Annotated in this window: 25 protein-coding genes; 10 read left to right on the top strand and 15 right to left on the bottom strand. The window is 72.4% G+C overall.

Features of this window, described 5'->3' with window-relative positions; genetic code table 11:
- Window positions 1-24 precede the first annotated feature (24 nt).
- Genes AB0H82_RS09630 through AB0H82_RS09620 form a run of 3 tightly spaced genes read left to right on the top strand, consistent with a single transcriptional unit; the run spans window position 25 to window position 4,148 of the window.
- A complete protein-coding gene (locus AB0H82_RS09630) occupies window positions 25-1,479 on the top strand; it encodes a PLP-dependent aminotransferase family protein (protein ID WP_362990598.1) in 1,455 nt (484 codons plus the stop codon).
- Between the two features lie 12 nt (window positions 1,480-1,491).
- On the top strand, window positions 1,492-3,234 hold the full coding sequence (locus tag AB0H82_RS09625) for an ankyrin repeat domain-containing protein (RefSeq protein ID WP_362990596.1): 1,743 nt from the start codon (window positions 1,492-1,494) through the stop codon (window positions 3,232-3,234).
- A 20-nt stretch (window positions 3,235-3,254) separates the two neighbouring features.
- The gene (locus tag AB0H82_RS09620; RefSeq protein WP_362990594.1) at window positions 3,255-4,148 is read left to right on the top strand and encodes an AraC family transcriptional regulator; all 894 of its coding nucleotides are present in this window, start codon (window positions 3,255-3,257) and stop codon (window positions 4,146-4,148) included.
- Here the strand turns inward: AB0H82_RS09620 and AB0H82_RS09615 are convergent.
- A complete protein-coding gene (locus AB0H82_RS09615; protein WP_362990793.1) occupies window positions 4,133-4,492 on the bottom strand; it encodes a cupin domain-containing protein in 360 nt (119 codons plus the stop codon). The two genes, AB0H82_RS09620 and AB0H82_RS09615, sit on opposite strands and share 16 nt — an antisense overlap.
- A gap of 70 nt (window positions 4,493-4,562) precedes the next feature.
- On the opposite strand from AB0H82_RS09615, the gene AB0H82_RS09610 reads away from it, so the two are divergent.
- The 4 genes from AB0H82_RS09610 (at window position 4,563) to AB0H82_RS09595 (ending at window position 7,789) form a co-directional block, all read left to right on the top strand.
- Window positions 4,563-5,510: a helix-turn-helix domain-containing protein gene (locus AB0H82_RS09610; protein ID WP_362990592.1), complete on the top strand. Its 948-nt coding sequence runs from the start codon at window positions 4,563-4,565 to the stop codon at window positions 5,508-5,510.
- Window positions 5,511-5,701: 191 nt separating this feature from the next.
- Window positions 5,702-6,121 carry an STAS domain-containing protein gene (locus AB0H82_RS09605; protein ID WP_362990590.1) on the top strand — a complete coding sequence of 140 codons (420 nt, stop codon included), beginning with the start codon at window positions 5,702-5,704 and terminating at the stop codon, window positions 6,119-6,121.
- A gap of 75 nt (window positions 6,122-6,196) precedes the next feature.
- Window positions 6,197-7,039 carry a DUF1206 domain-containing protein gene (locus AB0H82_RS09600; protein ID WP_362990791.1) on the top strand — a complete coding sequence of 281 codons (843 nt, stop codon included), beginning with the start codon at window positions 6,197-6,199 and terminating at the stop codon, window positions 7,037-7,039.
- 159 nt (window positions 7,040-7,198) lie between these two features.
- Window positions 7,199-7,789: a TetR family transcriptional regulator gene (locus AB0H82_RS09595; RefSeq protein ID WP_362990789.1), complete on the top strand. Its 591-nt coding sequence runs from the start codon at window positions 7,199-7,201 to the stop codon at window positions 7,787-7,789.
- A gap of 37 nt (window positions 7,790-7,826) precedes the next feature.
- Here the strand turns inward: AB0H82_RS09595 and AB0H82_RS09590 are convergent, their stop codons facing one another.
- The 14 genes from AB0H82_RS09590 to AB0H82_RS09525 form a co-directional block, all read right to left on the bottom strand.
- A complete protein-coding gene (locus AB0H82_RS09590; RefSeq protein ID WP_362990588.1) occupies window positions 7,827-8,375 on the bottom strand; it encodes a TerB family tellurite resistance protein in 549 nt (182 codons plus the stop codon).
- A 117-nt stretch (window positions 8,376-8,492) separates the two neighbouring features.
- On the bottom strand, window positions 8,493-9,110 hold the full coding sequence (locus AB0H82_RS09585) for a PepSY domain-containing protein (RefSeq protein WP_362990586.1): 618 nt from the start codon (window positions 9,108-9,110) through the stop codon (window positions 8,493-8,495).
- A gap of 117 nt (window positions 9,111-9,227) precedes the next feature.
- Entirely contained in the window at window positions 9,228-11,585 is a 2,358-nt protein-coding gene (gene secD / locus AB0H82_RS09580; protein ID WP_362990584.1) for a protein translocase subunit SecD, read from the bottom strand.
- Between the two features lie 93 nt (window positions 11,586-11,678).
- Window positions 11,679-12,050, bottom strand: coding sequence for a hypothetical protein (locus AB0H82_RS09575; protein ID WP_362990582.1), 372 nt, complete (start codon window positions 12,048-12,050; stop codon window positions 11,679-11,681).
- A gap of 109 nt (window positions 12,051-12,159) precedes the next feature.
- Window positions 12,160-13,215, bottom strand: coding sequence for a LacI family DNA-binding transcriptional regulator (locus AB0H82_RS09570; RefSeq protein WP_362990580.1), 1,056 nt, complete (start codon window positions 13,213-13,215; stop codon window positions 12,160-12,162).
- Between the two features lie 79 nt (window positions 13,216-13,294).
- On the bottom strand, window positions 13,295-14,200 hold the full coding sequence (locus tag AB0H82_RS09565) for an ROK family protein (protein ID WP_362990578.1): 906 nt from the start codon (window positions 14,198-14,200) through the stop codon (window positions 13,295-13,297).
- Entirely contained in the window at window positions 14,197-15,894 is a 1,698-nt protein-coding gene (locus tag AB0H82_RS09560) for a hypothetical protein (RefSeq protein ID WP_362990576.1), read from the bottom strand. Before AB0H82_RS09560 ends, AB0H82_RS09565 begins: the two co-directional genes overlap by 4 nt.
- A 48-nt stretch (window positions 15,895-15,942) precedes the next feature.
- The gene (locus AB0H82_RS09555; RefSeq protein WP_362990574.1) at window positions 15,943-19,191 is read right to left on the bottom strand and encodes an alpha-mannosidase; all 3,249 of its coding nucleotides are present in this window, start codon (window positions 19,189-19,191) and stop codon (window positions 15,943-15,945) included.
- 37 nt (window positions 19,192-19,228) lie between these two features.
- Window positions 19,229-20,041 (bottom strand): carbohydrate ABC transporter permease, encoded by an 813-nt coding sequence (locus AB0H82_RS09550; RefSeq protein ID WP_362990572.1) that lies wholly within the window; start codon window positions 20,039-20,041, stop codon window positions 19,229-19,231.
- A 12-nt stretch (window positions 20,042-20,053) separates the two neighbouring features.
- Window positions 20,054-21,028: a sugar ABC transporter permease gene (locus AB0H82_RS09545; protein WP_362990570.1), complete on the bottom strand. Its 975-nt coding sequence runs from the start codon at window positions 21,026-21,028 to the stop codon at window positions 20,054-20,056.
- Entirely contained in the window at window positions 21,025-22,371 is a 1,347-nt protein-coding gene (locus AB0H82_RS09540; RefSeq protein ID WP_362990568.1) for an extracellular solute-binding protein, read from the bottom strand. Before AB0H82_RS09540 ends, AB0H82_RS09545 begins: the two co-directional genes overlap by 4 nt.
- 135 nt (window positions 22,372-22,506) lie before the next feature.
- Window positions 22,507-23,271, bottom strand: a complete 765-nt coding sequence (locus AB0H82_RS09535) for an aminoglycoside adenylyltransferase family protein (protein ID WP_362990566.1) — start codon at window positions 23,269-23,271, stop codon at window positions 22,507-22,509.
- Window positions 23,272-23,368: 97 nt separating this feature from the next.
- Entirely contained in the window at window positions 23,369-23,839 is a 471-nt protein-coding gene (gene cynS / locus AB0H82_RS09530) for a cyanase (RefSeq protein WP_362990564.1), read from the bottom strand.
- 45 nt (window positions 23,840-23,884) lie between these two features.
- The gene (locus AB0H82_RS09525) at window positions 23,885-24,484 is read right to left on the bottom strand and encodes a carbonic anhydrase (protein ID WP_362990562.1); all 600 of its coding nucleotides are present in this window, start codon (window positions 24,482-24,484) and stop codon (window positions 23,885-23,887) included.
- Between the two features lie 160 nt (window positions 24,485-24,644).
- Here AB0H82_RS09525 and cynR point away from each other — a divergent pair, with 160 nt between their 5' ends.
- The 3 genes from cynR (at window position 24,645) to AB0H82_RS09510 (ending at window position 26,296) form a co-directional block, all read left to right on the top strand.
- Window positions 24,645-25,574, top strand: a complete 930-nt coding sequence (gene cynR, locus AB0H82_RS09520) for a transcriptional regulator CynR (protein WP_362990560.1) — start codon at window positions 24,645-24,647, stop codon at window positions 25,572-25,574.
- A gap of 112 nt (window positions 25,575-25,686) precedes the next feature.
- Window positions 25,687-26,037, top strand: a complete 351-nt coding sequence (locus AB0H82_RS09515; protein WP_362990558.1) for a PRC-barrel domain-containing protein — start codon at window positions 25,687-25,689, stop codon at window positions 26,035-26,037.
- 103 nt (window positions 26,038-26,140) lie between these two features.
- Window positions 26,141-26,296 carry a DUF6131 family protein gene (locus tag AB0H82_RS09510; protein ID WP_362990556.1) on the top strand — a complete coding sequence of 52 codons (156 nt, stop codon included), beginning with the start codon at window positions 26,141-26,143 and terminating at the stop codon, window positions 26,294-26,296.
- Window positions 26,297-26,356: the final 60 nt, after the last annotated feature.

The following is a 26,356-nucleotide window of genomic DNA, read 5'->3' as shown; positions in this document are numbered from 1 at the left end:
CTGCGGGTAGGCGAAGATGAGGGCATGGCGAAGATCCCGACGGCCCGATTGTCACGGCTGCTCACCGGTTGGTCGTCCGAGGGGGCGGGGCCGCTGCCGCGGCGTCTCGCGGATGCTCTGCGGGAGTTGGCCGAGCGGGCGGACGTGGCGCCCGGCACGACTCTGCCGTCCCAGCGTGAACTGGCCGGTGTCCTGGGGGTGAGCCGTTCCACGGTGACCGCCGCGTACAGCCTCCTGGAGGACGCGGGCTGGCTGGAGAGCCGTCGCGGCAGCGGTTCGCGGCTGCGCGGCTCGGGTTCGCCGGAGCGGCACGCGGGTGAGGGGCGGCTCGCGAGCTTCGACGCGCGTACGAGCGGGGCCGATCTCTCCAGTGGTGCGCTGGACGGGCTCGGCGCGGTGGGCGACGCGGTCGGTGCGCTGTCGGCGGAGGATCTCGCCCCGATGTTGCGGGGCGACGGCTATCTGCCGCACGGTCTGCCGGAGTTGCGTGAGGGCATCGCGGCGTACTACCGCGAGGCGGGGGTGCCCACGGAACCGGAGCAGATCCTCGTCACCTCCGGTTCGCAGCAGGCCGTGTGGCTGGTCGCGCAGGCCTTCGTCGACCCGGGCGACACCGTCGTGGTGGAGAACCCCACGTACCGGGGGGCTCTGGAGGCGCTGCGGTCGCGCGGCGCGCGGCTCGTCCCGGTCGGCGGCGACCGGCCCGGGGCGGGCGGTGACGGCTCCGACGCCGCGGCGTTGCGGCGCCTGGGCGCGACGGTGCGGCCGCGGCTCGTCTATCTACAGCCGGCCGTGCACAATCCGACGGGCCGCAGTCTGGACGGCGCGGCGCTGCGGGAGTGGGCGTCGGCGCTCGGCGAGCGTGATCTGTTCACCGTCGAGGACACCGCGTGTGCGGAGCTCGGCCTGGCGGGCGACGGGGCTCCGGTGCCGTTGGCGGCGCGGCTCCCGATGGCGTCCACGATCACGGTGGGGACGCTGTCGAAGCTGTTCTGGGGTGGGGTGCGGGTGGGCTGGGTGCGGTCGTCGCCGCACATCGTCGCGCATCTCGCGAAGATCAAGACATCGGTGGACCTGTCGTGTTCGGTGGTGGACCAGCTGGTGGCGGTGCGGCTGCTGGCCGGGCTGCCGCAGGCGCGGGCGACGCGCCGCGCGGTGCTGCGCGACCGGCTGGCGGGCGCGGAGAAGTTGTTGGCGGCCCGTGCCCCGCACTGGGAGTGGGACCGGCCGGCCGGCGGTCCCGCCCTGTGGGTCCGGGTGCCGGGTGTCGACACGGAGGCGCTGGCGCAGTTGGCGCGGCGCCAGGGGGTGGCCGTCGTGCCGGGTTCCGCGTTCTCCGCCGTGGACGGCTTCCGGGACCGGCTGCGGCTGCCGTACGCGCACGGCGTCGACAAGCTGGAACGGGCGCTTCCGACGCTGCTCGACTGCGCGGAGCGCAGCCGCGACAAGAGCGCCGCCTCTGTTGTCAGACCCTCCTGACAGCATGAAGGCATGGGATTCTTCGACGACTTGGTGCAGCCCGCGGAACCGGCCGAGCCGCGGGGCGAGGTGGTCAGGCTGGGTCCTCCTGGGGAGGACGCGGCCCGGGACCGGCCGCCGGTCGACTGGTTCGAGCCGGCGCCGGTGCCGCAGCTCGCGGTGGCCGGTGAGGGGCCGGAGGCCAAGGTGATGGTGACCGGCTGGTCCGTGTGGCCGGGCTCGGTCACCTTGCACCTCACCGTGCACCGGCCGGTCCACCGGCACAGCGGCGGGGACCGGCGGCAGTCCGGGCTGCGGGTGGGGCTGCTGCTCGGTGACGGTCGGCGGGTGACCTCGCTCGACGCGACGAGCGAGGAGACCGTGCCGGTGGTCGGACCGCCGGAGCTGCGGGCGTACGCGTCGCGGACCGTGCCGACCGGGCTGATCCCGCTGGACCCCGGTGGCCCGGGCGACTCCTTGTTCAGGACCTGCGTCGACCTGTATCTGCCGGAGCTGCCCCCGCCCGGCGAGACGCGGCTGGTGGTGGAGTGGCCGGACGAGCACATTCCGGAGACGGCCACGCCGGTCGACGCCGCCGCCCTGCGCGCCGCGTCCGCGCACGCCGTCGAGGTGTGGCCGGACCTGCCGACGCCTCCGGACACGGGTCCCGAGTTCATCACCGTCGCCCGGCATGGCGGGCCGCCCGACTTCCTCGCCAGGTCGATGTCCGCGCACGAGCGCGGCGTGCTGCGCGAGCGGGAGGAGGCGGAGCAGCGGTATGTGCCACGGAGCGACTGGGAGCGCATGGCCTACGAGGACTGGGACGACGCCGCGCTGATCCGGACCCGACTGGAGGGCGGTGCGCCCGCCGACGCCGTCGTATGGTCGGGCTCCACTCCCCTGCACCTGGCGGCGGAGCGGGGCAGCGCCGAATCCGTGGCCGCGCTGCTGCCACACGTCGAGCGGATCGACGCGCCCGACGAGGAGGGGCACACCGCGCTGTGGCACGCCGCCTGCACCGGCGACGAGGGCAGCATCCGTGCGCTGATCCAAGCCGGCGCGGATGTCTGGACCCCGCAGACCGGCCCCTGGTCGCCGGGCCGACTGCTGCTGACGACGCCGCTCGCCCCGCTCGTCGCCGGCCTGCCGGGGGCGGTGGCCCTGCAGCCCGAGGAACTGGCCGCCTTCCGCGCCGCGGACGCGCTCATCGAGGCCTTCGACGATCCGCAGCTGTGGACGGAAGGGCTCGGTATCGCCTTCGTGCGCGACCTGGACGCCGAGGAAGTCGTCCGACGGCTGGGCGGGGACCCGGCGCGCTGCCCCGAAGTCCCCGTGGAACACGCCCCGTTCGACGAGAACGACTACGACACGTCCCTCCGCTTCGTCGGGGTGGCCGAGTTGCCCGGCACCCCCGGCGGCTGCGTCATCACGCAGGACGGGTACATGCCGAGCGACGACGGCGTGCTGCGCGCGATATCGGCGGGGACGACCGTCTATGGGCTGTACTTCAACCCCAAGGGCGGCACCCACGGCACACTGGCCAGGGACGGCCGCCTCGTGCAGCACGAGGAGATCGGCCTCTCCCCGGACGAGACCGAACCGGCCGCGCACTGGCACTTCCGGTTCTGGCGGTCGGGCCACGGCGTCCCGTACGACGCGCACGATCTCGCCTACGCCTGTGCGGCGGCCGGGCTCCGCGTCACCGACGCCCGGCCCGCCGTGGACGACACCCTGCCGCGACGCTGGGTGGAGCTGCCCCCGGATCTCGTGCGCTGACAGAGGAAGGAGAACCGGGAGTGCTGGAGCGGCTCAACGAAGCCATGGAGTACGTCGAGCGCCACCTCGGCGAGACCGTCGACGTGGCGGAGACGGCCCGTATCGCGGCCACTTCGGAGTACCACCTGCGCCGGATGTTCTCCGCTCTCGCGGGCATGCCGCTGGCGGAGTACATCAGGCGCAGGCGACTCACCCTCGCGGGCGCCGAGGTGCTCGCGGGGCGGGACACGCTGCTGGAGATCGCGGTGCGGTACGGCTATGGCTCGGGCGAGGCGTTCGCCCGGGCGTTCCGCGCCATGCACGGCATCGGGCCCGGCGAGGCCCGGCGCACCGGAGCGACGCTCAGCTCCCAGTCCCGGATGACCTTCCGCCTCACCATCGAGGGGAGCGGCGACATCCGCTATCGCGTGGTGGACAAGGCGGCCTTCACCGTCGTCGGCCGGAAGACCCGGGTGCCGCTGGTGCACTCGGGTCCCAACCAGGCGATCGTCGACTTCGTTCGCGGGATCCCGGCGGCGGACGTGGAGCTTCTGGAGAAGCTGTCGGACCACGAGCCGCGGGGCATCCTCGCCGTCTGCGACGACCTGGACCCGAGCCGCGCCGAGGGCACCGAACTCGACTACTACCACGGGGTGATCACGTCCGCGGCCGCTCCCGAGGGCGCGGCCGTACTGCCCGTCCCGGCCGGGACGTGGGCGGTGTTCTCGGCGTCGGGCCCCGTCCCGGAGGCCATCCAGCACCTGTGGCGGGACGTCTTCATGGAGTGGTTTCCGTCGAATCCGTACCGCAGCCGTCCCGGCCCCGAGATTCTGCGCACGCGGCTGTCGCCGGACAAGTCCGTGGCGGACGCCGAGCTGTGGCTCCCGGTGGAGCGGGACCGCGGCTCAGCCGGCCTGGGCTACCCCTCAGGGTAGAAGACGAAGAGTGTGCAGCCGGTGGTCGTCTGCGGTATGTGCGAGGAACCGGCGGGCGCGTGGATGAACGAGCCCGCGGGGTAGTCGCGTTCACCGTCGTTGAAGACCCCGGAGACGACGTATACCTCCTCGGGGCCCGGCTCGTGCACGTCGATGCCCTGCCAGCAGGAGTGCGGGTCCATCTCCAGGACCTGGGCGCTCGCGCCGTTGCCGCCCTTCCACAGGGGGCGCAGGCGGATGCCGGGGAAGAGTTCGCGGGTGGGGGCGTCGTGCACCGCCGACCAGACGTAGCCGGGCGTCGCGTTCGGTGCGGTATTCGGTGCGGAGTTCTGTTCTGTCGTCATGGCACCAGCCTTCCCGGCCGTCACCGTCCCGCCGAGTGTCTGGATAGTCATGGCGAGGTATTTTTCTGCCATGCATCATGTCGTCGCACTCGTGCACGCTCCGCAGTCGACGTTCGAACTCGCCTGTGCGGCCGAGGTGTTCGGCATCGAGCGGCGCGGGATCGCAAGGCGGTACTCGTTCGGGGTGTGCGCCGAGCGCCCCGGCCCTGTGGGCACGCGCGCCGGGTACGACATGGTCGTGACCGACGGCCTGGGCGCGCTCGAACGGGCCGACACCGTGGTCGTCCCCGGCTGGCAGCCCACCGCCGAGACCCCCTCCCCCGCCGTGCTGCGTGCGCTGCGCGGCGCGCACGGCCGCGGGGCGCGGATCGTCAGCATCTGCTCGGGCGCCTTCGCGCTGGCACACGCGGGACTCCTCGACGGCCGGCGCGCGACCACGCACTGGGCCCTCGCGGACGAACTGGCCGCGCGCTTCCCGGCCGTCCGGCTCGACCCCGACGTGCTCTACGTGGATCACGGGGACGTGGCCACCAGCGCGGGGTCCGGCGCGGGCATCGACCTGTGCCTGCACCTGGTCCGCACCGACCAGGGCGCCCGGTACGCCGCGCACGTCGCGCGGAACATGGTGATGCCACCCCATCGGGAGGGCGGACAGCTGCAGTACGCGGCGCCCCCGCACCCCGCGCAGTTCGACGGTTCGCTGGCGCCGCTCCTCGCGTGGGCTTCGGAGCGCCTCGCCGAGCCGGTCGGCGTCGAGGAGCTGGCCGCGCACGCCGGTGTCTCGGTGCGCACGCTGGCCCGCCGTTTCGCCGATCAGCTGGGCGTCAGCCCCGGTCAGTGGCTGCTGAGCCAACGCGTCGGCGCCGCGCGAGAGTTGCTGGAGTCCACCGATCTCCCGCTCGACGCGGTGGCCCGGCGCGCCGGACTCTCCTCGGCGACCAATCTCCGCAGGCGCTTCCTGCGGGCCCTGGGGACGACACCTGGCGGCTACCGCCGGGCCTTCCGCGCGACTCCATAAGTAAACCCACCACGATGACTACTCTCCGTAGTCATTGATTTGACGCTCCATCAGTTTCCCCCGCTTGCTAATCCTATCGTCCTATGAGGGTAAGAACGGCTCTGAGCGGGAACGATTGACTCGTGACCTCGGTGCCGCCCAGGACTCGATGGCGTCCGGCGCCGGTCATCGCACGCCACGCCATCGCCACCATGGCTACTCTCCGTGAAGGGAAAGAGACACTGCTGGACTGGGATACGGGCACCGCCGACTTCACCTTCGGCCTGCGTCACCGCGTGGTGAACGGCACTGATGTCCTTGCGTTTTGGGGCGAGCTGGACGCCTGGGCCGACCAGGAGCTCTCCCCCCGCGTCACGGCACTCCTCGACCGGGCCGGCCCGCGGGTCGTCGCGGACCTCCGGGGAGTGACGTTCATGGACGCCGGCGGCCTGCGGCTGCTGGTGCGCATCCGGAACCAAGTGATCCTCGACCGTGGCACCTTGTGGCTCGTGCCCGGCAGCCCGCGCAACCGACGGCTGCTGCGCATCACCTCCCTCGACCGCGTCTTCACGATCCCGGCCGGCGCGCCGGTCCCCTGCACGCGGGCCGGCGCCCGAAGCGGCTTCCGCTGATGCGGTCCAGGGCATGAGTCGGGGCGACCTGGGCATTCGGAGGGCATGCATCTTCCCTCCATACGTCTCCCCGACATGCGTCTCCCGTCGGCCGCGACACGCGGCAAGAGCAAGGCACGGCGGGCGGCCAAGGGGCGTGGCGTAGCTGCGGTGGCACGTGCCGGGTTCATCGGGCGCGGCGTGCTGTATCTCCTCGTCGGTGCGCTGGCCCTGCGCATCGCCTTCTCCGACGGCGGCGGGCGCCAGGCCGACCGCGGCGGCGCCCTGGCGGAGCTCGCGGAGAAGCCGTTCGGGAACGTACTCCTGTGGCTGCTCGGCATCGCCCTCGCGGGCATGGCGCTGTGGCGGCTCTCCGAGGTCTTCTTCGGGCAGGCGGGGCCGGACGGCGACACCGCGCGCAAGCGGGCGCTGGCGGGCGCGCGCTTCCTCTTCTACACCTTCGTCGCGTACTCCATCCTCGCCTACGCCGCGGGCGACAAGGGCAGCGGCAGCGGCTCCAGCGACCGGCAGACGCAGGACGCCACGGCGAAGGTGCTCGACTGGCCCGCCGGGAAGTGGATCGTCGCCGCCGCGGGCGCGGGCGTCATCGTGGCGGGGCTCTGGATCGCCGGCCGCGCTCTGCTGCGCAAGTTCCACGACCGGCTGCGCATGGGCGAGATGTCCCGGCAGGTGCGCCGGGGCGTCGACCTCGTCGGCATCGCGGGCGGCACGACGCGAGGCGTGGTGTTCGCCGTCGCGGGCGGCTTCGCCATCGCGGCCGCACTGCGCCACAAGCCGGGCGAGGCCAAGGGCATCGACAACACCCTGCGCTCCTTCGCCGACACCGCCGCCGGGCCCTGGCTGCTCGCGCTGATCGCGGTCGGCCTCGCCGCCTTCGGTCTGTTCTCGTGGGCGAACGCCCGCTGGCGCAAGCTCTGACGGGCCCACCGGTCCACCGGCTCACGGACTCACGTGCCGCCATGCCGCATACCCTGCCAGAAGTGGCATGGGATGCCATGGCGGCGCTTGGGCGCCATAGAGGGCATTCGAACGCCCGAGAGGTACGATGACGTGGTGACTTCCCGCCCTCCCCTGAGCATGGCCGAGCGCAAGCGCCGGCTCGTCTCGGACGAACTGACCGAGTCCGCGCTGCAGTTGCTGGCACGGAAGGGGTACGACGCGGTCACCATCGACGAGATCGTGACCACCGCAGGCGTGTCCCGGCGCACGTTCTTCCGGTACTTCGCGTCCAAGGAGGACGTGGTCGTCCAGTTCCTCGCCGACATGGGCGCCGGTATGCGCGGGGAGCTGGCGGACCGCCCCGCCGGGGAGCGCCCCTCGGTGGCGCTGCTGCACGCCGTCAAGGTTCCTCTCGCCGCCTGCTCCGACCACTTCGAGCGCGCGCTGAGCGTGGTGCAGCTGATCCTGCGGACCCCGGCCCTGCTGGCCCGCTTCCTGGAGCGGCAGGAGCAGTGGCGCGGCGATCTGACGGCGGAGATGGGGCGCCGCACCGGGCGCGCCCCCGAGACCGACCTGTATCCGCGGCTGGCCGCGGGGATGGCCCTGACGGCGTTCGACGCCGTGCTGCAGCGGTGGAGCGGCAGCGACGGCGCCGAGGACCCGGCCGAGCTGCTCGACCGGGCCTTCGAGATGATCGCCCCGGCGCTGGACGCGGTCGAGGCGGCGTAACCCCTGCGGCGGGCGGGCCGCCCTCACCGCGAACCGGTCAGAGACCGAACTCCTGCGGTGACACGCCGAGCGCCGCGCACGCTTCCCGCAGGACCTGCTCCTCGGCCGGGGCGATGTACCCGTCGGCGCCGGCGACGACGAAGCCCGTCTGCACGACCGCCTTGGCCTCCATCGGCTTCTTGGCGGCCTTGGCGATCTCCTGCATGGCCTCGGTCTTGCCCTGCTGGAAGTTGACCGCCAGCTGGTCGACGTGCTTGTTGAACCGCTGACGCAGCTGGTCCGGCGGGAAGTTCTGCAGAACGTCGTTCTGCACGATCAGTGACTCGACGTGCTGGCGCTCGGCCGGGTCGACCGACCCGTCCGCGGCCGCGACCAGGGCGCACATGGCCATGCTGGCGTCACGGTAGGCGCCGCTCTTGAGCTCCGTCTTGAGCGAGGCGAGCTGGGTCTTGAGCACACCCACGAGCTGAGCCTTCGATCCCCCGCCGGATCCAGAACCCGGCCGTCCGTGGCCGCCGGAGCTCCGCGTCCCCTGCGACTGCTGCAGACCCTTGGCCTGGTCCTTGATCCGGTCCCACATCGCCATCCGTGCCACCTCGACTGCTGTTCGCTGGTCGGCGCGCGGGCGCGCGCCACTTTGCCAACGCCTTACCAGCCCGCGAAGTTCCACACGTGGCACCCGTTCAGCTGTTCAGTCCTTTGTTCAGTCCTTGTCGACGTGCTCCCGGAGGATCTTGCGGTCGGTCGCGTCGACGTCGAAGGTCGTCTTGTTCCAGTCGTCGGTGGTCACGACGTCGACGGACCACAGCACCGTGCGGCCCTTGTCGGAGTCGTCGAGCTCGACGGAGGTGACGGTGCCCTTCTTCTTGTTCGTGGCGGTCTCCACGGCCTGCTCCGGCGTCACGGTCGCCTTCTTCAGCCAGTCCGCCAGCTCGCGCTTGTCGTCGGCGTCCTGGTCCGTGTCGGCCTTCGGCTTGTCGGCCTTGCCGGTGACCGCGTCGACGCGCACGGAGTGCGGGGTGCCGTCGGCGGTCGCCACCTCGGCCTCCCAACGGGGGGCCTCAGGTGTGCCCTTGAGCTCGATCGAGACCGGCTTCGAGTTGTCGACCGTCGCCAGCGCGCTCTTCAGCGCGTCCTCGTAGTTGACCTTGGCCTTGGGGACGAGGGCCTTCCGCTCGGCCTGGTCGTCCGTGAGGGTGCCGTCCGCCGAAGTGCTGGGCGACGCCGCGCGACCGGCCTCGGAAGCGTCGGTCTTCGCGGCGTCGCCGTCGTCGTTGCCGCAGCCGGTGAGCAGGGCGCCCGCCGCGACCGCGGCACACATGAGAGTCGCGCCCCGCGAGGCCGACAGGCGGCTCCGCCTTACAGATGCATTCCTTTTTGTGACCATATGGCCACATTAAGTCATATCTGGTCGCCTCACACGGAGAGACACGTTCGGCTACACGACCGCCCCCGTACCGCGTTCCCTCCTCCGCCGCGCCTCCAGCGGGCTGTACCCGTCCGGCGTCTCTCCCGGCCCGTCCGAGCCGTCCGGACCGCCCGGTCGGCGCGTTCGCACGGGCGGCGGCGCCGGGTTGCGACGTTCGAGTGCGAGGGCGATCGGCACGGCCGTGAAGACGGTGGAGGCCATGCCGATCAGGACCCCGGCGATCAGCGCCAGCGAGAAGTCCGCGAGCGAGTCGCCGCCGAGCACCGCGAGGGCGGTCAGGATGAACAGCGCGCCCATGCCGGTGTTGACGGTGCGCGGCAGTGTCTGCACGACGGCCCGGTTGGCGAGCGCCGCCAGATCGCCGCCCGGATCGCGGCGGCGTGCCTCGCGCACGCGGTCGAAGACGACCACCGTGTCGTTGACCGAGTAACCGATGACGGTGAGCAGAGCGGCGAGGAAGACGCTGTCGACGGGCTTGCCGAGCCAGGCGAAGAGGCCCACCACGAGCAGCACGTCATGGACCATCGCCGACACGGCCGCCGCCGCGAGGGTCCAGCGGAAACGTACGCTCAGATAGATCAGCTGGGCGGCGACGGCGATGCCCAGCGCGATCAGCGCCTTCTGGCGCAGCTCGCTGCCGAGGCTCGGGCCGATCATCTCGTCGCGCTCGACGGTGACCGTGCCGCCCGGTCCTGCCAGGGCCTCCTTCACGCGCTGCTGCTCGGCGTCGGTCAGCCGTTCGGTGCGGACGGTGATGTCGCCCTCGCCGGACTCCTGCACCACCGCGCGCGGGAAGCCCGCGTCGGACACGGCGCCACGGGCGGTGTCGGCGTCGACGGGCCTGCTGGTGCTGTACTCGACGAGACGGCCGCCGGTGAACTCGACACCGAACTCCAGGCCGCGCAGCACGATGCCCGCGACGGCCACGACGACCAGCAGGGCGCTCACACCGAGCCAGCGGCGGCGGTGGCGCACCAGGTTCGGGTTGCGGCGGGCCAGCCAGCTGCGGACGCGGCCCATGGAGGCGATGCCCGTCAGGGCGGGCCGCTTGCGCACGAAGCTGCGGGCCACGGCGAAGTCGGCGAGGACCCGGGTGATGACGAGCGCGGTGACCATCGACGCGAGGACGCCGATGCACAGGGTGACGCCGAAGCCCTTGACCGGTCCTGTGGCGAAGAAGAACAGCAGGCCGGCGGCGAGCAGCGTCGTCACGTTCGAGTCGACGACCGCGCTCCACGCCTTCGCGAAGCCCGTGCGGACGGGCTTGCCCAGGTCGGTCGAGCGGACGGCGAGGTAGTCCTCCCTGGCGCGTTCGAAGACGAGCACGTTGGCGTCGACGGCCATGCCGATGGCGAGGACGAACCCGGCGAGCCCCGGCAGGGTGAGCGTCGCGCCGAGCGCCACCAGGGCGGCGTACGAGATGAGGCCGTACAGCGCGAGGGCGACGGCCGCGAGAGCGCCCAGGAGCCGGTAGATCACGGTGATGAACAGCGCGGTCAGGGCGATGCCGATGAGGGCGGCCCAGGTGCTGGCCTCGATGGCGTCGGCGCCGAGCGTCGGGCCGACCGTGCGCTGCTCGACGATGTCCACGGGCACGGGCAGGGCGCCGCCCTTGACGAGGGCGGCGAGGTCGCGGGCCTCGGACTGGTCGAAGCCGCCGGTGATCTGCGTGGTCCCGCCGGTGATGCCGGTCTTGCAGGCCACGCCCTCGTTGACGCCGGGCGCGGAGATGATCTTGCCGTCGAGGGTGATGGCGACGCGCCGCTCGGGGGCGCCCTGCGGCGCGCAGGCCGCCTCACCGGTGAGCCGCGCCCAGGTGTCGCCCGCGTCCTTGCGGAAGTCGAGCGTGACGAGCCACCCGGAGAGTGTCTGCTGGTCGAGGGTGGCCTCGGCGTCCTTGACGCCCTCGCCGGTCAGCGCGGTCGGGCCGAGCGTGAGGTGGCTGCCGGGCCGGTCGGGGTCGGGGAGGGTGCGCGAGCCGTCGGCGGCGGGCTTCGCCGTGCCCTTCCCGGCGGACTCCCCCGTCACCGGGTGGACCGTCAGCTGGGCGGTGCGGCCGATGACGTCGGCCGCCTTCCGCGGGTCCTGTACGCCGGGCAGTTCGACGATGATGCGTTTCTCGCCGGAGCGCGCGATGCCGGGTTCGGAGACGCCGAGGGCGTCGACGCGCTGCCTGAGGACCTCCAGGGCGCGGTCGGTGGACGCGGCGTCCGCCTTGACGGTGGGTGAGTCCTTGGTCTCCAGGACGATCTGGGTGCCGCCGCGCAGATCGAGGCCGAGGCGAGCGGATTGGGTGAGGGCGATGTACAGGGACAGGGCGACGACCGCGAGCGCGACCATCGCCCGCCACAGGGCTGGGCGGGACATGGGTTCTCCACGATGAGGGCAGGTCGGAGGGGCGCGTGACCGGGCTCCGCGGGTGCGGTGCGCCGGGTCGGGCGCCGGGGACGGTCTGCGTGCTCATCGGTGGGGCGGGGCGCGCGGGGCGGCGGCGGCGAGGGGCCGTCGCGGTGGGGCGGGCGCGGTGGCGGCGCGGGCGTCGGGCCCGCCCAGGGCGCGGTGCGGCGCCGTGTCGACGGCGGTGTGCGCCGGGCCGGCCGGCTGCGGGCCCGGAATGTGGGCGTCCGGCCGGTGTGCGGGGGCGATGTGGAGTGCCGGGACGTCGTGCGGTCCGGTCGGCTTGCCGGCGTGGGCCGCCACGGTGTGCCGGGCGGGCGGCGCGTCGGCCGATGTCCCGTACGCCGCGGCGGAGGGGACGAAGAGGGCGAGGACCGTGACGACGAGGGACAGCGCGGACGCGGCCACGCGCGCGGAACGGCTCTGCTGCGCCACGCGTGCCCCCGTCCCGTCGGCTCTCACCGGATGTCCCGCTCGGGTGCGCACGGTGTGGCACCGCCCTGCTCAACGTACGGCCCACCCGGAACCGTTCCGCCCTACGGCATCAAGTTCCGTACTCCACGAGGCTGGTGGGCACCACGATCTGCCGCGGTGGTGCCGCGGCCGCGGCGTGCAGTCGGTCGGCGAGGAGGCGGCCCGCCGCACGGCCGACTTCGTCGCTGTCGTACGCGACGAGTGTCAGGGGCAGCCCGAGCGCGTCGGCCAGTTCGAAGTCGTCGAATCCGGCGAGGGCGACGTGCGCGTCGCCCCGCGCCCGCATGTCGGTGGCCCGCAGCGCGCGGAACGCCCCTATGGTGTTGCGGTTGTTGGAGCAGAACAGCGCGGTCGGCGGGTCGGGAAGTGCGAGGAGTTCGGCCGCGGCGCGCGTGGCCTCGTGCGGTTCCGTCTGGCCCTGGCGTACGAGGCGTGGGTCGACGGTGAGGCCCGCCGAGGCGAGGGCCGCCGCGTAGCCGCGGAGCCGTTCAGTGCCGGTGTGGACGGCGGGCGGGGAGCCGAGGAAGCCGATGCGGCGGTGGCCGCGCTCCAGGAGGCGGGTGGTGGCGTCGCGGGCGCCGCCGAAGTCGTCGACCAGGACGCAGTCCGCCGCGAAGCCCTCGGGCGGGCGGCTGGCGAGGACCACCGGCACGCCGTCGGCCACCGCCGCGGCGAGGTGGCGCTGGTCGGCGCCCGCGGGCACGGCGATGATGCCGTCGACACGGCGGGCCAGCAGGTCGGCGACCAGGCCCCGTTCGACATCGGCGTCCTGGCCCGTGTTGCCGATGACCGTCTTGAGGCCGTGTTCGGCGACCACGGAGTCGACGCCCAGCGCGAGGCGTGAGTAGAAGGGGTTGGCGAGGTTGGTGACGACGAGGCCGACCAGGCCGGTGCCGCGGCCGAGCCGGAGGCTGCGGGCGACCTCGTTGGGCCGGTAGCCGAGGGCTTCGGCGGCCGCCCTGACCCGCTCGCGGGTGGCGGGCAGCACCTGCGGGTCGTCACGGAGGACTCGGGACGCCGTCATCGCACTGACCCCGGCGCGTTCGGCGACGTCCCGCAGGGTCGGCTGGCCGCGGTGGAGGTCGCGCGGTGACCGGCCGCTGGGCGGGTCGTGCGGTCCGGGCATGGTGCGGACGTCCTTCCGTTCCGTTCGGCGCGCTGCCCGAACGCGGTGGCTCGGGCACGGCGGTTCGGGGCGCGACGGGTCAGGGCGCGGCGGCCGCGTGTGCCGCCGCCCCGACGAGCGCCGCCTCCCCGCCGAGCCCCGCGGGCCGCAGTGTGACGGGAGTATCCCCCAGCCCGCGGCGCAGCGCGGGACGGAGCAGGTCCCAGGACGTGGCCACGGCGCCGCCGACGACGAGCACGCTCGCGTCGAAGTCGCGCAGGCGCGGGGCGAGGACGGTGCCGAGGGTCGTGAAGGCCTCGTCGAGCACGCGCCGGGCACGCCGTTCCCCGGCCCGCGCCCGCGCCGCGATCTCCCGCACGTCCAGGTCCGGGGGCACGTGATGGCCGTCCCGGTGGTCCGCGTCGTCGTGTGCGTAGCGTGTCAGGATCGCGCGCCGGGACACCGAGTCCTCCAGCGGTCTGCCGCTCGCCTCGACGAGGTCGATGCGGCCCTGCGGCGGTACGCCAGGACCTTCGTGTCGCAGGTCGCCGGCCGAGAGGAAGGCGGAGCCCACCCCTGTCCCGAGGGTGATGCCCACGCAGCGGTGGTGGCCGCGTGCGGCGCCCGCCAGCCACTCGCCGAGGAGGAAGGCGTGCGCGTCGTTGAGGAAGACCGTTTCGGCGGGGCGCGGCCACACCCCGTCGAGGAGTACCGCGCGTACGTCGATGCCGTACAGGTCGTCGAACTTGCCGACGCCCTCGAAGCGCGCGATGCCCTTGTCGTAGTCGAAGGGGCCGGGCACGGCGACGCCCCACACCTGTCCGCCCGGGGCGTCCAGTTCTCCGGCGCAGCGGACGAGGCCGCCGAGTATGTGCTCCGCGGATCCCCGGGCGTGGACGGGCCTGCGCACGCGCCGGGTCACGGTCGCCGTGCCGGGGTCCACGAGGGCGGCGGCCACGTGGGTGCCGCCGAGTTCGAGGACGGGTCTGCCCTGCGACGGCCTCATGGGCGCACCAGCGCCTTGACGACCTTGACCGGGGCGTCGCCGACCGCCGCCAGCCGGTAGGGCCCGACCGCCGCGGGCACCGTCAGCGTCTCCGCCCAGGAGAGGGCGTGCCGCTCCCCCGCCGCCGTGCTCAGCAGGACGCCCTCACCCTCCACCACGTTCAGGACGTGGAAGCGGCCCGCCGTGTCGTCGTCGGCCTCGGCGTCCGCGTCGAGGGCGTAACGCCGCACTTCGTAGAACATCTCGTCCAGCGCGCCGAGGAGTTCCTCGCGCCAGCCGCTTCCGGTGCGCAGGGTGCGGGGTTCCTGGACCAGGTCGTGGGCGACGGCGTCGCCGCGGCGTTCGGTCTCCAGGTTGGCGAGGCCGTGTTCGTAAGGGAGTGGGCGCGGGCGGCCGTCGGCGTCGGGGCGCAGCCAGTCGTAGAAGCGGAGGGAGTAGAGGTAGGGGGTGGCGCTGATTTCCAGGACGACGTTGCCTGCGCCGCTCGCGTGCGGGGTGCCTGCCGGGATCATGAAGAGGCGGCCCTGTTCGGCGGGGAAGGTCATGACGTGGTCCTCGGGGTCCATGGGGACCCCGTCGTGTGCGGCTTCCTCGATCTCCTTGCGGAAGCGGTCCGGGTCGGCGTCCTCGCGCAGGCCGAGGAAGACGCGGGTGTCCGGGCTGCCGAGGGTCATGTAGTACGTCTCGTGCTGCGTGTAGGACCAGCCGAACCGTTCCCTCATGTACCGCTCCTTGGGGTGGCAGTGCACGGAGAGGTTGCCGCCGTCGACGGTGTCGAGGTAGTCGAAGCGGATCGGGAAGGAGGTGCCGAAGCGGTCCTTCACCTGGGGACCGAGCATCTCTTCGGGGTGCAGCACGCACAGCAGTTGGAAGGGGATCTCGGCTTGCCGGCCGGGATGTGTGCCGATGAGGACGCCCGCCTCCGGGGCGATGAGTTCGTAGCCGAGGGCGGTGTTGCGGGCCGTGGCGTCGAAGCCGAGCCGGCGCTGGGCCCAGTGGCCGCCCCAGGGCGTGGAGTTGAAATAGGGGCGGGTGCGTACGGGGTGGTGAGCGATCCTCGTGAGGGTGGTGCGCAGGCCGGTGCCGTCGATGTAGGTGGGCCGTTGCGGGTCCTGAACGTCGAGCCAGGCGTCGAGACGGGGCGCGAGGGCGTCCCGGTGGCGGTCGATGACGGGCCAGTCGATGAAGAAGAGCCGCCTCAGCTCCCCTTTCTCGTACGGGAGTCCGAGGTTGTGGCCGGTGCCCGTGGCGACGGCCGCCTCGGCGTGGCGCTTGGGCAGGTCGGCGTACCAGAGCAGGTCGTGCGGGAGGAGCGCGGCGCCCGGGCCGTGGACGAGCAGCACGTCGCGGCCGGTGGGCAGGTGCAGCCGCGGAAGGTCGTCGAAGAAGTCGCGGAGAGGGGTTTCCGCGAGCTTGCTGTAGTAGGGGTCCGCGGCGTCCTGCGCGGACTCGGTGCGGTGGCGCACGGCGGTGGGCGGGGCGTGGTGGGCGCGCAGGTCCAGGGCCCGCACGGCGCTGCCGCGAGCGGCCAGTCCCGCCGTCAGGCCGGTGGCGAGGGCGTCCCAGTCCACCGTCGGCGGCCCGTCCACGGCGACGGTGACGGGGCCCGGGGGCAGTTGCGCGGCGACGGCCTGCCAGCCGGTGGCGAGGACGGCCCCGGGCGCGGGGGCGTAGCGCGGGTCGAGCCGGTACACACGTTCTCCTTCGCGCGGATGTACGGGAACAACGCTCGGGGGCGGTCTTCAGGGGCGTACGGAGGGATCGGGAGGCGAGGCGTCGCCGGTGCGTCCGGCGCGGAGGGTGGTCCGCTCGAAGAGCACGGCCGTCGTGCCGAGCGTCGGCACCTCCAGCGTCACCGCACCGCCGCTGCACGGCAGTTCATCGGCGGGGGTGCCGAGGAAGTCCGCCCGGTGTGCGGCGGCGACCGGGAAGCGGGCACGGATCCGGCAGGCCACCGGCTGCTCCGCGAACGACTGGAGGCGCAGCAGGACGTGGCCGGGGCGCGGTGTGGTGGCGCCGACGAGGCGGACACGCGGGTCGTCGATCTCCACGAAGCAGTGGCTGTCGTGGGGGTCCGGCGCGCCGTCCGAGCTCCCCCTGGCCCGGACGGCGCGCATCGGGCGGCTCCAGGCGGCGGCCGTTCGCGGACCGAGGCCGCCGGCACCGGCGCCGCTGGTACCTGAGCCGCAGGCGAGGCTGTAGCGGTAGGTGAACTCGAAGCCCTGCTCGCTGGGGAAATTGGTGTCCCACAGGTTGTTGTGGATCCAGGAGAAGACGGTGGCGGGCTCGTCGTGGCCCATGGTCTTCGGGAACGGAGCGTAGGGCAGGGCGATGTTGCCGAACTGCACGAGCGGCGCGTCCTGCGTGGACCAGGCCACCGTCAGGTCGGCGTCGCCCAGGGTCACCCAGCGGCGCACGGCCCTCATGTGCAGGGCGGAGCCCGGCACCACCGGCAGTCCGCTGCCCGTGGCGCCGCCCGAGGCCTCCATGCGGACGACCGGGTTCTCGAAGGCGAACGGGAAGGCGAAGTAGGCGCTCTCCTTACCGAGCCGGGCGTCCTTGTCGAGGCGGTTCTCGATGTCGAGGCGGGGCACGCCGTGCGGGAGGGTGAGCGTGGTGCGCAGCCGGTTGGCGCCGGCCGGGCAGGTCTCGTACGTGATCGTCTCCGCGGTGGCCGTGGAGCGGCGGGCGATGAGCGCGGCGGGCGGGGCGACGGCGCGGGCGCCGAGGTGTTCGAGGCGGTCGGATGCCGTGGTGCGGCTGGAGTTGTGGTTGAAGGCGCCCGCGGTGGTGTAGCTGTCGTGGAGGTAGCCGTTGAAGCCGACGACGGCGTCGGCGCGGACGAGTTCGCGGCCGGTCCTCTTGTCGGTGACCGACGCGACGCAGGCGTGCGCGAGGTCCACGCGGACGGCGAGGTGCTCGTTCTCCAGGAGGGTCGGGTCGGGGTGGGCAAGCGCTTCCGCCGCGGACTCGGCGGGGTCCTCGCGTTCGGTGCCGCCGGTCGGGTTCCAGCCGGTGGCGGCCTTCACCGTCGCCTCCTCCGGCTCCCCGGCGGTCTCGGTGGCGGCGGCGACGATGTCCAGGCGGACCGATCCGGTGGGCGGCACGTCGTCGACGCGGACGAGGAGGAAGCGTCCCGCGTCGCGGTGGTCGTCGTTGGTCTGCCGCTCCTCCTCGTGGGCGAGTCGCCGCCCGTCGCGGGCATCGCGGACGGTGACCGGCCGCTCCAAGGGCACGGTGCTCTCGGGCAGGAAGACGCGGACGACGTCGGTGCGCTGCCATGAGCAGGTGTTGACGACGTGGTACGTGGCCGCCGCGTCCGGCGAGGCGGCGAGCCGCTGTCCGAGGCGGGCGCTCGCGCGGGCGAGAAGCGCGTTGCCGTCGTCGTGGGCGCGCAGCGCCTGCCCGTACTTCCAGTGCCACTGGTGTTCTCCGGAGTGGCCGCCCTCGTCGCCGTGGGTCCACGGGTCGCCGGCGCCCCAGGTGTGCTCGTCGAAGAGCGACACCGCTTCGTAGACCCCGGCGGCGTCCCTGCTGTCGTCCTCGGCCCCCGTGGCGCCGAGGAGGGCGGCGAACGTGCCGATGGTCTGGGCGTCGGCGACCACGGACTGGGCGGTCCTGGCCAGGGACAGCGGGCGCGCCCCCGACCCGACCCCGTCGACCCACCAGTCGGTCCAGTCGCCCTCGAAGGTGCGGATCTCGTCGCCGAGCCGGGCCTCGGCGTCGGTGAAGAAGTCCTCGTTGCGGGAGAGCCGCAGCCGGGGGAAGGCCCAGGTGTCGTTCCAGCGGCGGACGGTGTCGGCGATGACGCGGCGGGGCGGCGCGTTGTCGCCGAACTTGCCCTGGACGCGCAGGTGGAGCACGTCCCAGGGGTAGGGCTCGCGTTTGACCTCCGTCCGGTCCATGGCCCAGCCGAAGATGCCGCCGCGGTAGGGGTAGGGGTTCGTGGCGAGGGAGGTCAGGTAGGCGGGCAGCAGGTCGTCGACGTCCGCGTAGTCCGTGTCGAAGCCGAGGAGCGGGCCTTCCATGTAGGCGAGGCCGTGCGGGGTGTCGGTGACCCACACCAGGACGCTGTTGCCGCTCGGCGCGCGCCAGCGGAAGAGGCGGGGCAGCTTCTCGCCGCCGACCAGGTGGGGGACGGAGCGTCCGGCCCAGTTGTGGGCGACGGAGAGGTACTTGACACCCGCGGCGGCGAGGGCGTCGACGAGGCCGACGACGGCCCCCGGCACGTCGGTCTGCATGGCGGAGGTGAACGCGACGCCGTGTGCGTCGCGCACGGTGCGGGCCGGGCGCAGGAGTTCGTGCAGTTCGTCCGTGGAGCAGGTCTCGGTGTGCAGGTTGAAGGGGAGCGCGGTCAACTCGATGCGGCCCTCGCGGACCCTGCGCACGAACTCGTCGACCTGCTCGGCGGGCCGGGCCCTCGCCCACTGCTGGAAGGACCACAGCGACTCGACGCACCAGCGGAACCGGGAGTCGGCGGGCCAGTCGTCGGTGGCGCGGGTGAGCTCCAGGCAGGAGTCGAGGAAGGACAGGTGCTCGGCGAGGACCGTGCCCTGGGGGTCGGTGTAGCCGATGTCCAGGTGGGAGTGGTGGATCAGGTGCAGGGTCCAGCGGCGCTGCGGGGTGAGCTGGACGTCGATGCCGTCGCGCCCGTCGGGAAGGCCGACGGTGACGCGGGTCGCCGCGTCGACGGCGGGCAGCAGCAGCCGCACGGACCGCCCGGGTCCGGCGACGCGCTCACAGCGCAGGGCGGCACCGGACTCCGTACGTACGCTCAACGCCTCGGGCAGAGAAGCCCCGTTGACGGGTTCGACGCGCAACGACTGGAGCAGCGTGCCGTCGTCCGCGTGGCGCAGGAGGGGTTCCTCGGTGAGCCGCAGGGCGGCGCCGTCAGTGAGCGTGCCCTCCGCGCCGACCACGCCGGCACGCAGGCTGGCGCGGATCCGGTCGTTGTCCCAGTCGGTGGTGCGGACCAGAGCCCGTGTCGTCATGCGGATCTCTCCCGGAAAGGGTGTGTCGGGTGTCGGGTCAGCGGGCGGATGCGGTGATGCCGCGCAGGAACAGGCCGCGGAACAGCAGGAAGAGGACGAGGGTCGGCACGGACACGATCAGCGCGCCGGCCAGGATGACGGGCGGGCCGGTCGAGGCGTAGGCGTTGTTCAAGGTGGTCAGGGCGGCCATGACCGGCTGGACGTCGGGGCTGCGGCTGAGGGTGATGCCGAGGAGCAGGTCGTTCCAGACGGCCGTGAACTGGAAGATGAACGCCGCGCCGAGCCCGGCCTTCATCAGCGGCACGTGGATGCGCCAGAAGATCCGCGGGAAGGACGCGCCGTCGATCAGCGCCGCCTCCGTCAGCTCGGGCGGCATCGTCGTCAGCTGGTTGCGGATCAGGAAGAACGCGAAGGGCACCGCCCACGCCGTGTACACGAGCATCAGGCCGAGCCTGGTGTCGTACAGGTCGGCGTCCGCGTACAAGCCGAAGAGCGGGGCGAGGAACATCTGCAGCGGGAAGAGCGTGCCGGAGTAGATCAGCCAGAACCAGAACGCGGGCCTCGGGATGGGCAGGACGACGACGGCGAACGCCGCCATGGCCGCCACCAGGACGGCGACGAGACCGCACACGACGGCGTACAGGAGCGAGGCCTGGAAGCTGTCGCCGATGCCCGCCACGTCCCAGGCGGTCTTCGTGTTCCGCCACAGGTCGAAGCCCTGGAAGGCCCAGTCGGGCTTGCCCTCGTACTCGGCCACCGGCGTCAGCGCGTTGACGATCAGGAGGTACAGCGGGATCAGCCAGAGCACCACGCATCCGGCGACGAAGACAGTGCGCACCGCGCGTCCCATGGTCCGCCCTCCTCAGCTCTTCGCCGTGCCGGTGTCGGGCATCTGGCGGCGCAGGTACATCCAGGACGAGGCGACGACGATCACGGAGAGGACGAGTGCGATCGCCGAGCCGTAGCCCACGTGGAACAGCCGGAACGCCTCGCGGTACATGCTCAGCGCGAGGGTCTCCGAGGAGCGGGACGGGCCGCCCTTGGTGAGGATCCAGATCATGTCGAACGCCTTGAGGCTGTTCACGATGGCCATGCCGACCACCACGACGGTCACGGCGCGCAGCCCGGGCAGGGTGATGTGCCGGAACATGCGCCAGCCGCTCGCGCCGTCCAGTTCGGCGGCCTCCACGGTCTCGCGCGGGATGGCGCGCAGTCCGATTGCGAAGAGGACCACGTTCAGGCCGGTCGCCTGCCAGGTACTCGCGACGATCATGGCGAGGGTGTTCTGGGGCCATTCCAGGAGCCACGGCTGGGCCAAGCCGTCCAGGCCGACGCCGCGCAGCACCTGGTTGACCGCGCCGTCCGACGTCAGCATGAAGTTCCACAGGACGGCGGTGGCGGCGGCCGAGATCGCGAACGGCAGGACGATGATCAGCTGCGCGATGCCGCCGAACCGCGTCCGGTGGGTGGCGACGGCCATGAGGAGTCCCACGAGGACCGGCAGCAGCAACGTGCCGGCCACCCACATCAGGGTGTTGAGCACCGACCGGCCGAAGACCGGGTCGTCGGCGAGGCGCGCGTAGTTGTCGAGTCCGGTGAAGCTGCTGGTGAAGCCGTTGTCCTCGAAGAAGCTGCCGTAGACGCTGCGGAAGAAGGGGTAGACGAGGAGGACGCCGACGAAGGCGAAGGCGGGCAGCGCCCAGGGCAGGGCGGCGAGAGGGCCGCCGAGCCTGCCGCCACCCGCCTTCGCGGCCTGGTGCGGGGTGCGGGTGGGAACCCTGCGGCGTGTGCGTACGGTCCGTGCGGCGCCCTGCGCGGGGGTCGCGGTTCCGGTCATGTCTCCTCCGCCTCCCGCCACACCTGCCAGGCGTCGTCGGCACGGTCCTGCATGGTGCGCAGCGTCTTGCGGTACGAGGACGGGTCCAGGAGGAATCCGGCGAGGTCGTCGACGGTCGCCTCGACGAGTTCGGGCGGCCCCTGTTCCCAGAAGCGGTTCAGGAGCCACAGCTTGTCGCCGCGCACCTTGCCCGCGAGGGAGCCGATCATCGGATTCGCGGCCTCGACCCGCGGGTTGGGGCAGCCGTCCTGGAGGGTGTGCGTGAACGCCTTCATGACGGTGGGGTGCAGCCAGTTCCTGGTGGCCTTCAGCGCCTCGGTCCTGTCGGGGCCCTTGACGGTGGCGACGAGGGCGCTGGACTCGAAGATGACGCTGGGGCGTGCCTTCGGGTCGGCCATGGGCAGCACGAACGCCTGGAGGTTCTTGCCCGGCTTGCCGCCGGAGGCCGCGAGGGTGGAGCCGAGCCAGGTCCCGCAGGGCACCATGCCGACCTTGCCGCGCAGCATGGCGGCGGCCGCGTCGGTGTGGTTCATGTCCATGGGCGTGAACCAGTCCTTGTCGAAGAACGACGCGATGGTGCGCAGCGCGCGTTCCGCCCGTGGGTCGGTGTAGCGCTCGCGGCCGCCCATCAGGTCCTGGTAGAAGACCGGGTCCTGGCGGCTGAGGATCTCCTGGAACCAGATGAAGGACGGCCAGCGCCCGTCGGCCGTGCCGTGCAGCGGGGTGATGCCGCCCTTCTTCAGGCGTGCGCAGGCGGAGAGGAAGTCGTCCCAGGTCGCCGGGGGTTCGAGGCGGTGCTCCCGGAAGACGTCGGGGTTGTAGAAGAACACCCAGTACGCCAGGTTCATCGGCAGGCCGTAGACGCGTCGCCGATACGTGAACGCCCCGCGGAGGGAGGCGTCGACCCAGCCCCTGGCGACGGCGGCGTCCCACTGCCGGGTCAGGTCGACGATGCCGCCGGTGCGGGCCAGGTCCTGCAGACGGTAGCCCGACCAGTACTTGAGCATGTCCGGGGTCCTGCGGGTCCGCAGCGAGGACTTCACGATCTGCTCGAACGACTCCAGGGAGGGGTTGACCTCGGGCACCAGTCGCAGGTCCGCCACCGACTTCATCGCCGAGCCCGCGGCGGCCATCGGCTTCTCCCACGCCGCGCTGTCGCCGAGGACGGCGACCTCGCCCGGCGGCCGGCCCTCGGCGGAGCCGCAGGCCGTGGCACACGTGGCGGCGAGGGCGCCGGTCGCGGCGGCCCGGAGCAGGGTGCGGCGTTCCAGGGGCGGGCTCGGCGCCCAGGGCGCTCTCGCCGTGGGACGACGGCTGTGAAGACTGTGACGACGACCTGACATGGATGACTCCCTCAGGTGTGCCTCAGCCCGTTGTTAGCGTTAACACGGGCGTCTTGGAGCTTCACCTCAGGGGCGGCGGATGTCAATGGGTCTCGAACCGTCCATGCGTCGAACTCCCTTGCCCGCCAAGGCCGTTCAGGTGCGCGGTGCCAGTCGGTCGATCTCCCGGACGACGTACTGGGCGTGCGGCTTCACCTGCGGGAGGAGGTCGTCCCAGCACTCCTCTTCCTCGCCGAGGTAGACGGCGCGGGCGCGTACGAGAACGGGCCGGTGCTCGGCGGGCAGGCGGGCCAGGGCCCAGTCGGCCGCGCCGTCCTTGGAGGTGATGTCGCCGGTGGCCAGGGTGGTCCAGACGCGGGCGAGGGTGAGCAGGACGTTGCGGGTGTCGGTGTCGAGTTCGGCGAGCAGTTCGGGGACGCCGGCGACCATCGCACGGGTGACGTCCGCGGCCGGGACCGGGTCAAGGACCCGGCCCGGCTCCGGCCCCAGCAGAGGCGCCCGCCCCCGCAGCACCATCGTGACGAGGAGCGCGAGATCGGGGCTCGGCCCGGGCTCCGGCGTCCGGCCGCGCAGGTACGCGTCGCGCAGCCACTCCCCGTACTGGAACTCGCAGCGGGGCGGATACGTCCAGGGGCGGACGTCGTCCTGGACGACGACGGTCAGCTCGACGGGGCGCAGGGCCTCGCCCGGGGCGCCGCCGCCGGACAGCGCGAGCAGACCGTCGGTCAGGGCCTGGCGCTGCCCGGCCGTGGTGCGCCGCCGCACCACGACGAGGACGTCGATGTCGCTGTGCGGGCGCAGCCCGCCGAGGACGGCCGAGCCGTGCGCGTAGACACCGGCGATGTCCCCCGCGGCGAACACGTCGCGGATCAGGCGGACCACGTCGTCGGTCTGCGTCACTCGCCGCTCCCCTCGTTCCGTGTCGGTCGGCTCGTGCCGTGTCGCTTCATCGTCGCCACGCATCGTAGACACCCGGCGCGCCCGGCCGCCGGACGGGTCAGAACGGCTTGGTGGGCAGGTACTTGCCGTCCAGAGTGATCACCGCGCGCTCGCCGCCCTCGGGGTCGGCGACCTTCTTCACGTCGAGCTTGAAGTTGATCGCGCTGATGATGCCGTCGCCGAACTGCTCGTGGACCAGAGCCTTCAGAGTGGTGCCGTAGACCAGGAGCATCTCGTGGAAGCGGTAGATGGTCGGGTCGGTCGGTATGCCGCCGGGGATCGAGCCGCGGGTCGGGATGGTCCGCAGCAGCGCCGCCGCCTCGTCGTCCAGGTCGAGCAGGGCGGCGACGGCCTTCGCGGCGGGCTCGGGCAGGGCGTGCTGACCGAGCACGGCCGCGGTGACGAAGGCGACGGACAGGCCGGCGGCGTCGGCGATCTGCTGCCAGGACAGGTCCTTGCGCGTCTTGGCCTCCACGGCGAGGACGGCGAGGCGCTCGCGGGCGGTGGGGTCGAACTGGGCGTGGATCATGAGGGGTTTCCCTTTCAGGGAGGTCAGGTCAGGGGGGCAGAGGGGTCAGGCTGCCGCGGTGGCGGCCTGGGTGAGGTCGTCGACGGCGCCGGTGGCGATGTCGTAGACCCAGCCGTGCAGCGTCAGCTCGCCGCGGGCGAGGGCGCGTGCCACGGAGGGGTGGGTGGCCAGGTGGGTCAGCTGGGCCAGGACGTTCTCGCGGACGAGGGCCGCCACCCGGTCCGCGCCGGTCACGGAGTCGGACGTACGGGCCACGGCGGCGTCCGCGTGGCGCAGCCAGTCGGCGACCGCCGGGGCGTCGCCGAGATCGTGGCGCTCGGCGAGGGCGGTCATGGCGCCGCAGGCCGAGTGGCCGCACACCACGACATCCCTGACGCCGAGGACGGCGACCGCGTACTCGACACCGGCGGCGACTCCGTCGGCCGCGTACGGCGAGTGAGCCGGTACGAGGTTGCCTGCCGTGCGGACGACGAACAGCTCGCCCGGCTCGCGCTGGGTGATCAGTTCGGGCACGACACGCGCGTCGGAACAGCCGATGAACAGCGTGTCCGGCGCATGGCGGGCGGCCAGGCCCGCGAAGAGCTCCGCCTTGGCCGGGAAGACGTCCCGCTGGAAGCGTTTCACTCCCGCCGTGAGGTCTCGCATGGTCACTCCCTTTCGCATTCCGGTGGCCCGCCCGGTGGGCGGACGACCCCGGGGGTCGGTAGCCCCGGGGAGCCGGTGCAAACAACCCTGCACGACCTGCACCTATAGAGTCCAAGACGCAGTAGCCATGCCTGCCATCGATGGCATCTATAGTTCTGGTATGGCACCCGAACTGCGTCACCTGCGTTATCTGCTCGCCGTCGCCGAGCACGGCAACTTCACGCGCGCGGCCGAGGAGCTGCACATCTCCCAGCCGACGCTGTCCCAGCAGATCCGGCAGCTGGAACGCGCGGTCGGCGTCCCGCTCCTGGACCGCAGCGGCCGCGCGGTGCGGCTCACGGACGCCGGCGCCGCCTACTTGCCGCACGCGCGGCGCGCCCTGCAGGACCTGGCCGCCGCCGAACGGGCCGTGCACGACGTGACGGACCTGTCCCGCGGCAGTCTGCGGCTGGCCGTGACACCGACGTTCACCGCCTATCTCGTCGGGCCGCTCACCGCACTGCTGCGCGCCCGCCACCCCGGCATCACCCTGTTTCTCCGGGAGCTGCCGCAGGACCGTGTCGAAGCCGGCCTGCTGGCCGACGAGCTCGATCTCGGCATCGCCTTCCACGGCGCCCATCTGCCGGGCCTGGCCGCGACGGACCTGTTCACGGAGCGGCTCAGCCTCGTGGTGGGCGATCTCCACCCGCACGCCGGGCGCACCGACCCCCTGTCCCTCGACGAGCTCGCCGCGACCCGGCTCGCCCTGCTCAGCGCCGACTTCGCCACGCGCGTGCAGATCGACGCCCACCTCTCCGGGCACGCGGTACGCCCGGACGTCGCCGTGGAGGCCACCTCGATCATCGCGCTCACCGAGATCGTCCGGCACACCCCGCTGGCCACCGTGCTGCCCGACGCCCTCACGCGCGACCGCCCCGGCCTGCACACCGTCCCGCTCTCCCCCGCCCTGCCCGCGCGGACGGTCACGCTGCTGCACCGCGAGAGCGGCTACCGGACCGCCGCCGCGCGCGCTTTCACCGGACTGGCCCGGGAATGGGCGCATACGCAACTTCCGCCGCAGCACTTCGCCGACGGCACACATAACTTTTGATTTTTGTTTGGCGGCGCTCCGACAGGACACTCGGTGTGCAGGAGCGGTTGATCATGACGACTCCCTCCGGTATTCAGATTCCGCACTACAGGTATCGACTAAGGAGTCCTGAATGAGCAACGAAATGTGGAGCTACGTTCCGACCGCCGGTCACAGCCCCGACAGTGACCTCACGGGGTACAAGGTCGAAGCCGCCGACGGCCACATCGGCAAGGTCGACAAGCATTCCAACGAGGTCGCCGACCAGTACATCGTCGTCGACACCGGTGTATGGATCTTCGGCAAGGAAGTCCTGCTGCCCGCAGGCACCGTGACGGCCGTCGACAACGAGGAGCGGCGGATCCTGGTCTCGCTCACCAAGGAGCAGATCAAGAACGCGCCGGAGTTCGACAAGGAAAAGCACCTGGGCGACCCCGCCTATCGCGACCAGCTCGGCGGGTACTACGGCGGTTCGGGCCACTGAGCCAGGTCAGAGCCGCGCCGACTCGCCGGTCAGAGCTCTGTCTCACCGGTCAGCGGGCGCTCGACAGGCGTACACTTGAATTGTTCTGAGGGTTGGAGGATCCATGATCGCACTCGGCCTCATCCTGCTCGTCCTCGGTCTGCTGACCGGTGTTTCCATCCTCTGGACCATTGGCGTCGTACTCGTCGTCATCGGTGCGGTCCTGTGGGTTCTCGGGGCAGTGGGACACTCGGTGGGCGGACGGAAGCATTACTGGTAGCCGTAGCGCCGTAGCCGAATAGGCACACCAGATCCCACAGGGGCACGGGAAGGGGGCCGG

Origin of the sequence: Streptomyces sp. NPDC050732, assembly GCF_040654255.1 — a bacterium.
GTDB lineage: Bacteria > Actinomycetota > Actinomycetes > Streptomycetales > Streptomycetaceae > Streptomyces.
Note: the sequence above shows the minus strand (reverse complement) of the source record. Positions and strands in the feature narration are given on the sequence as shown.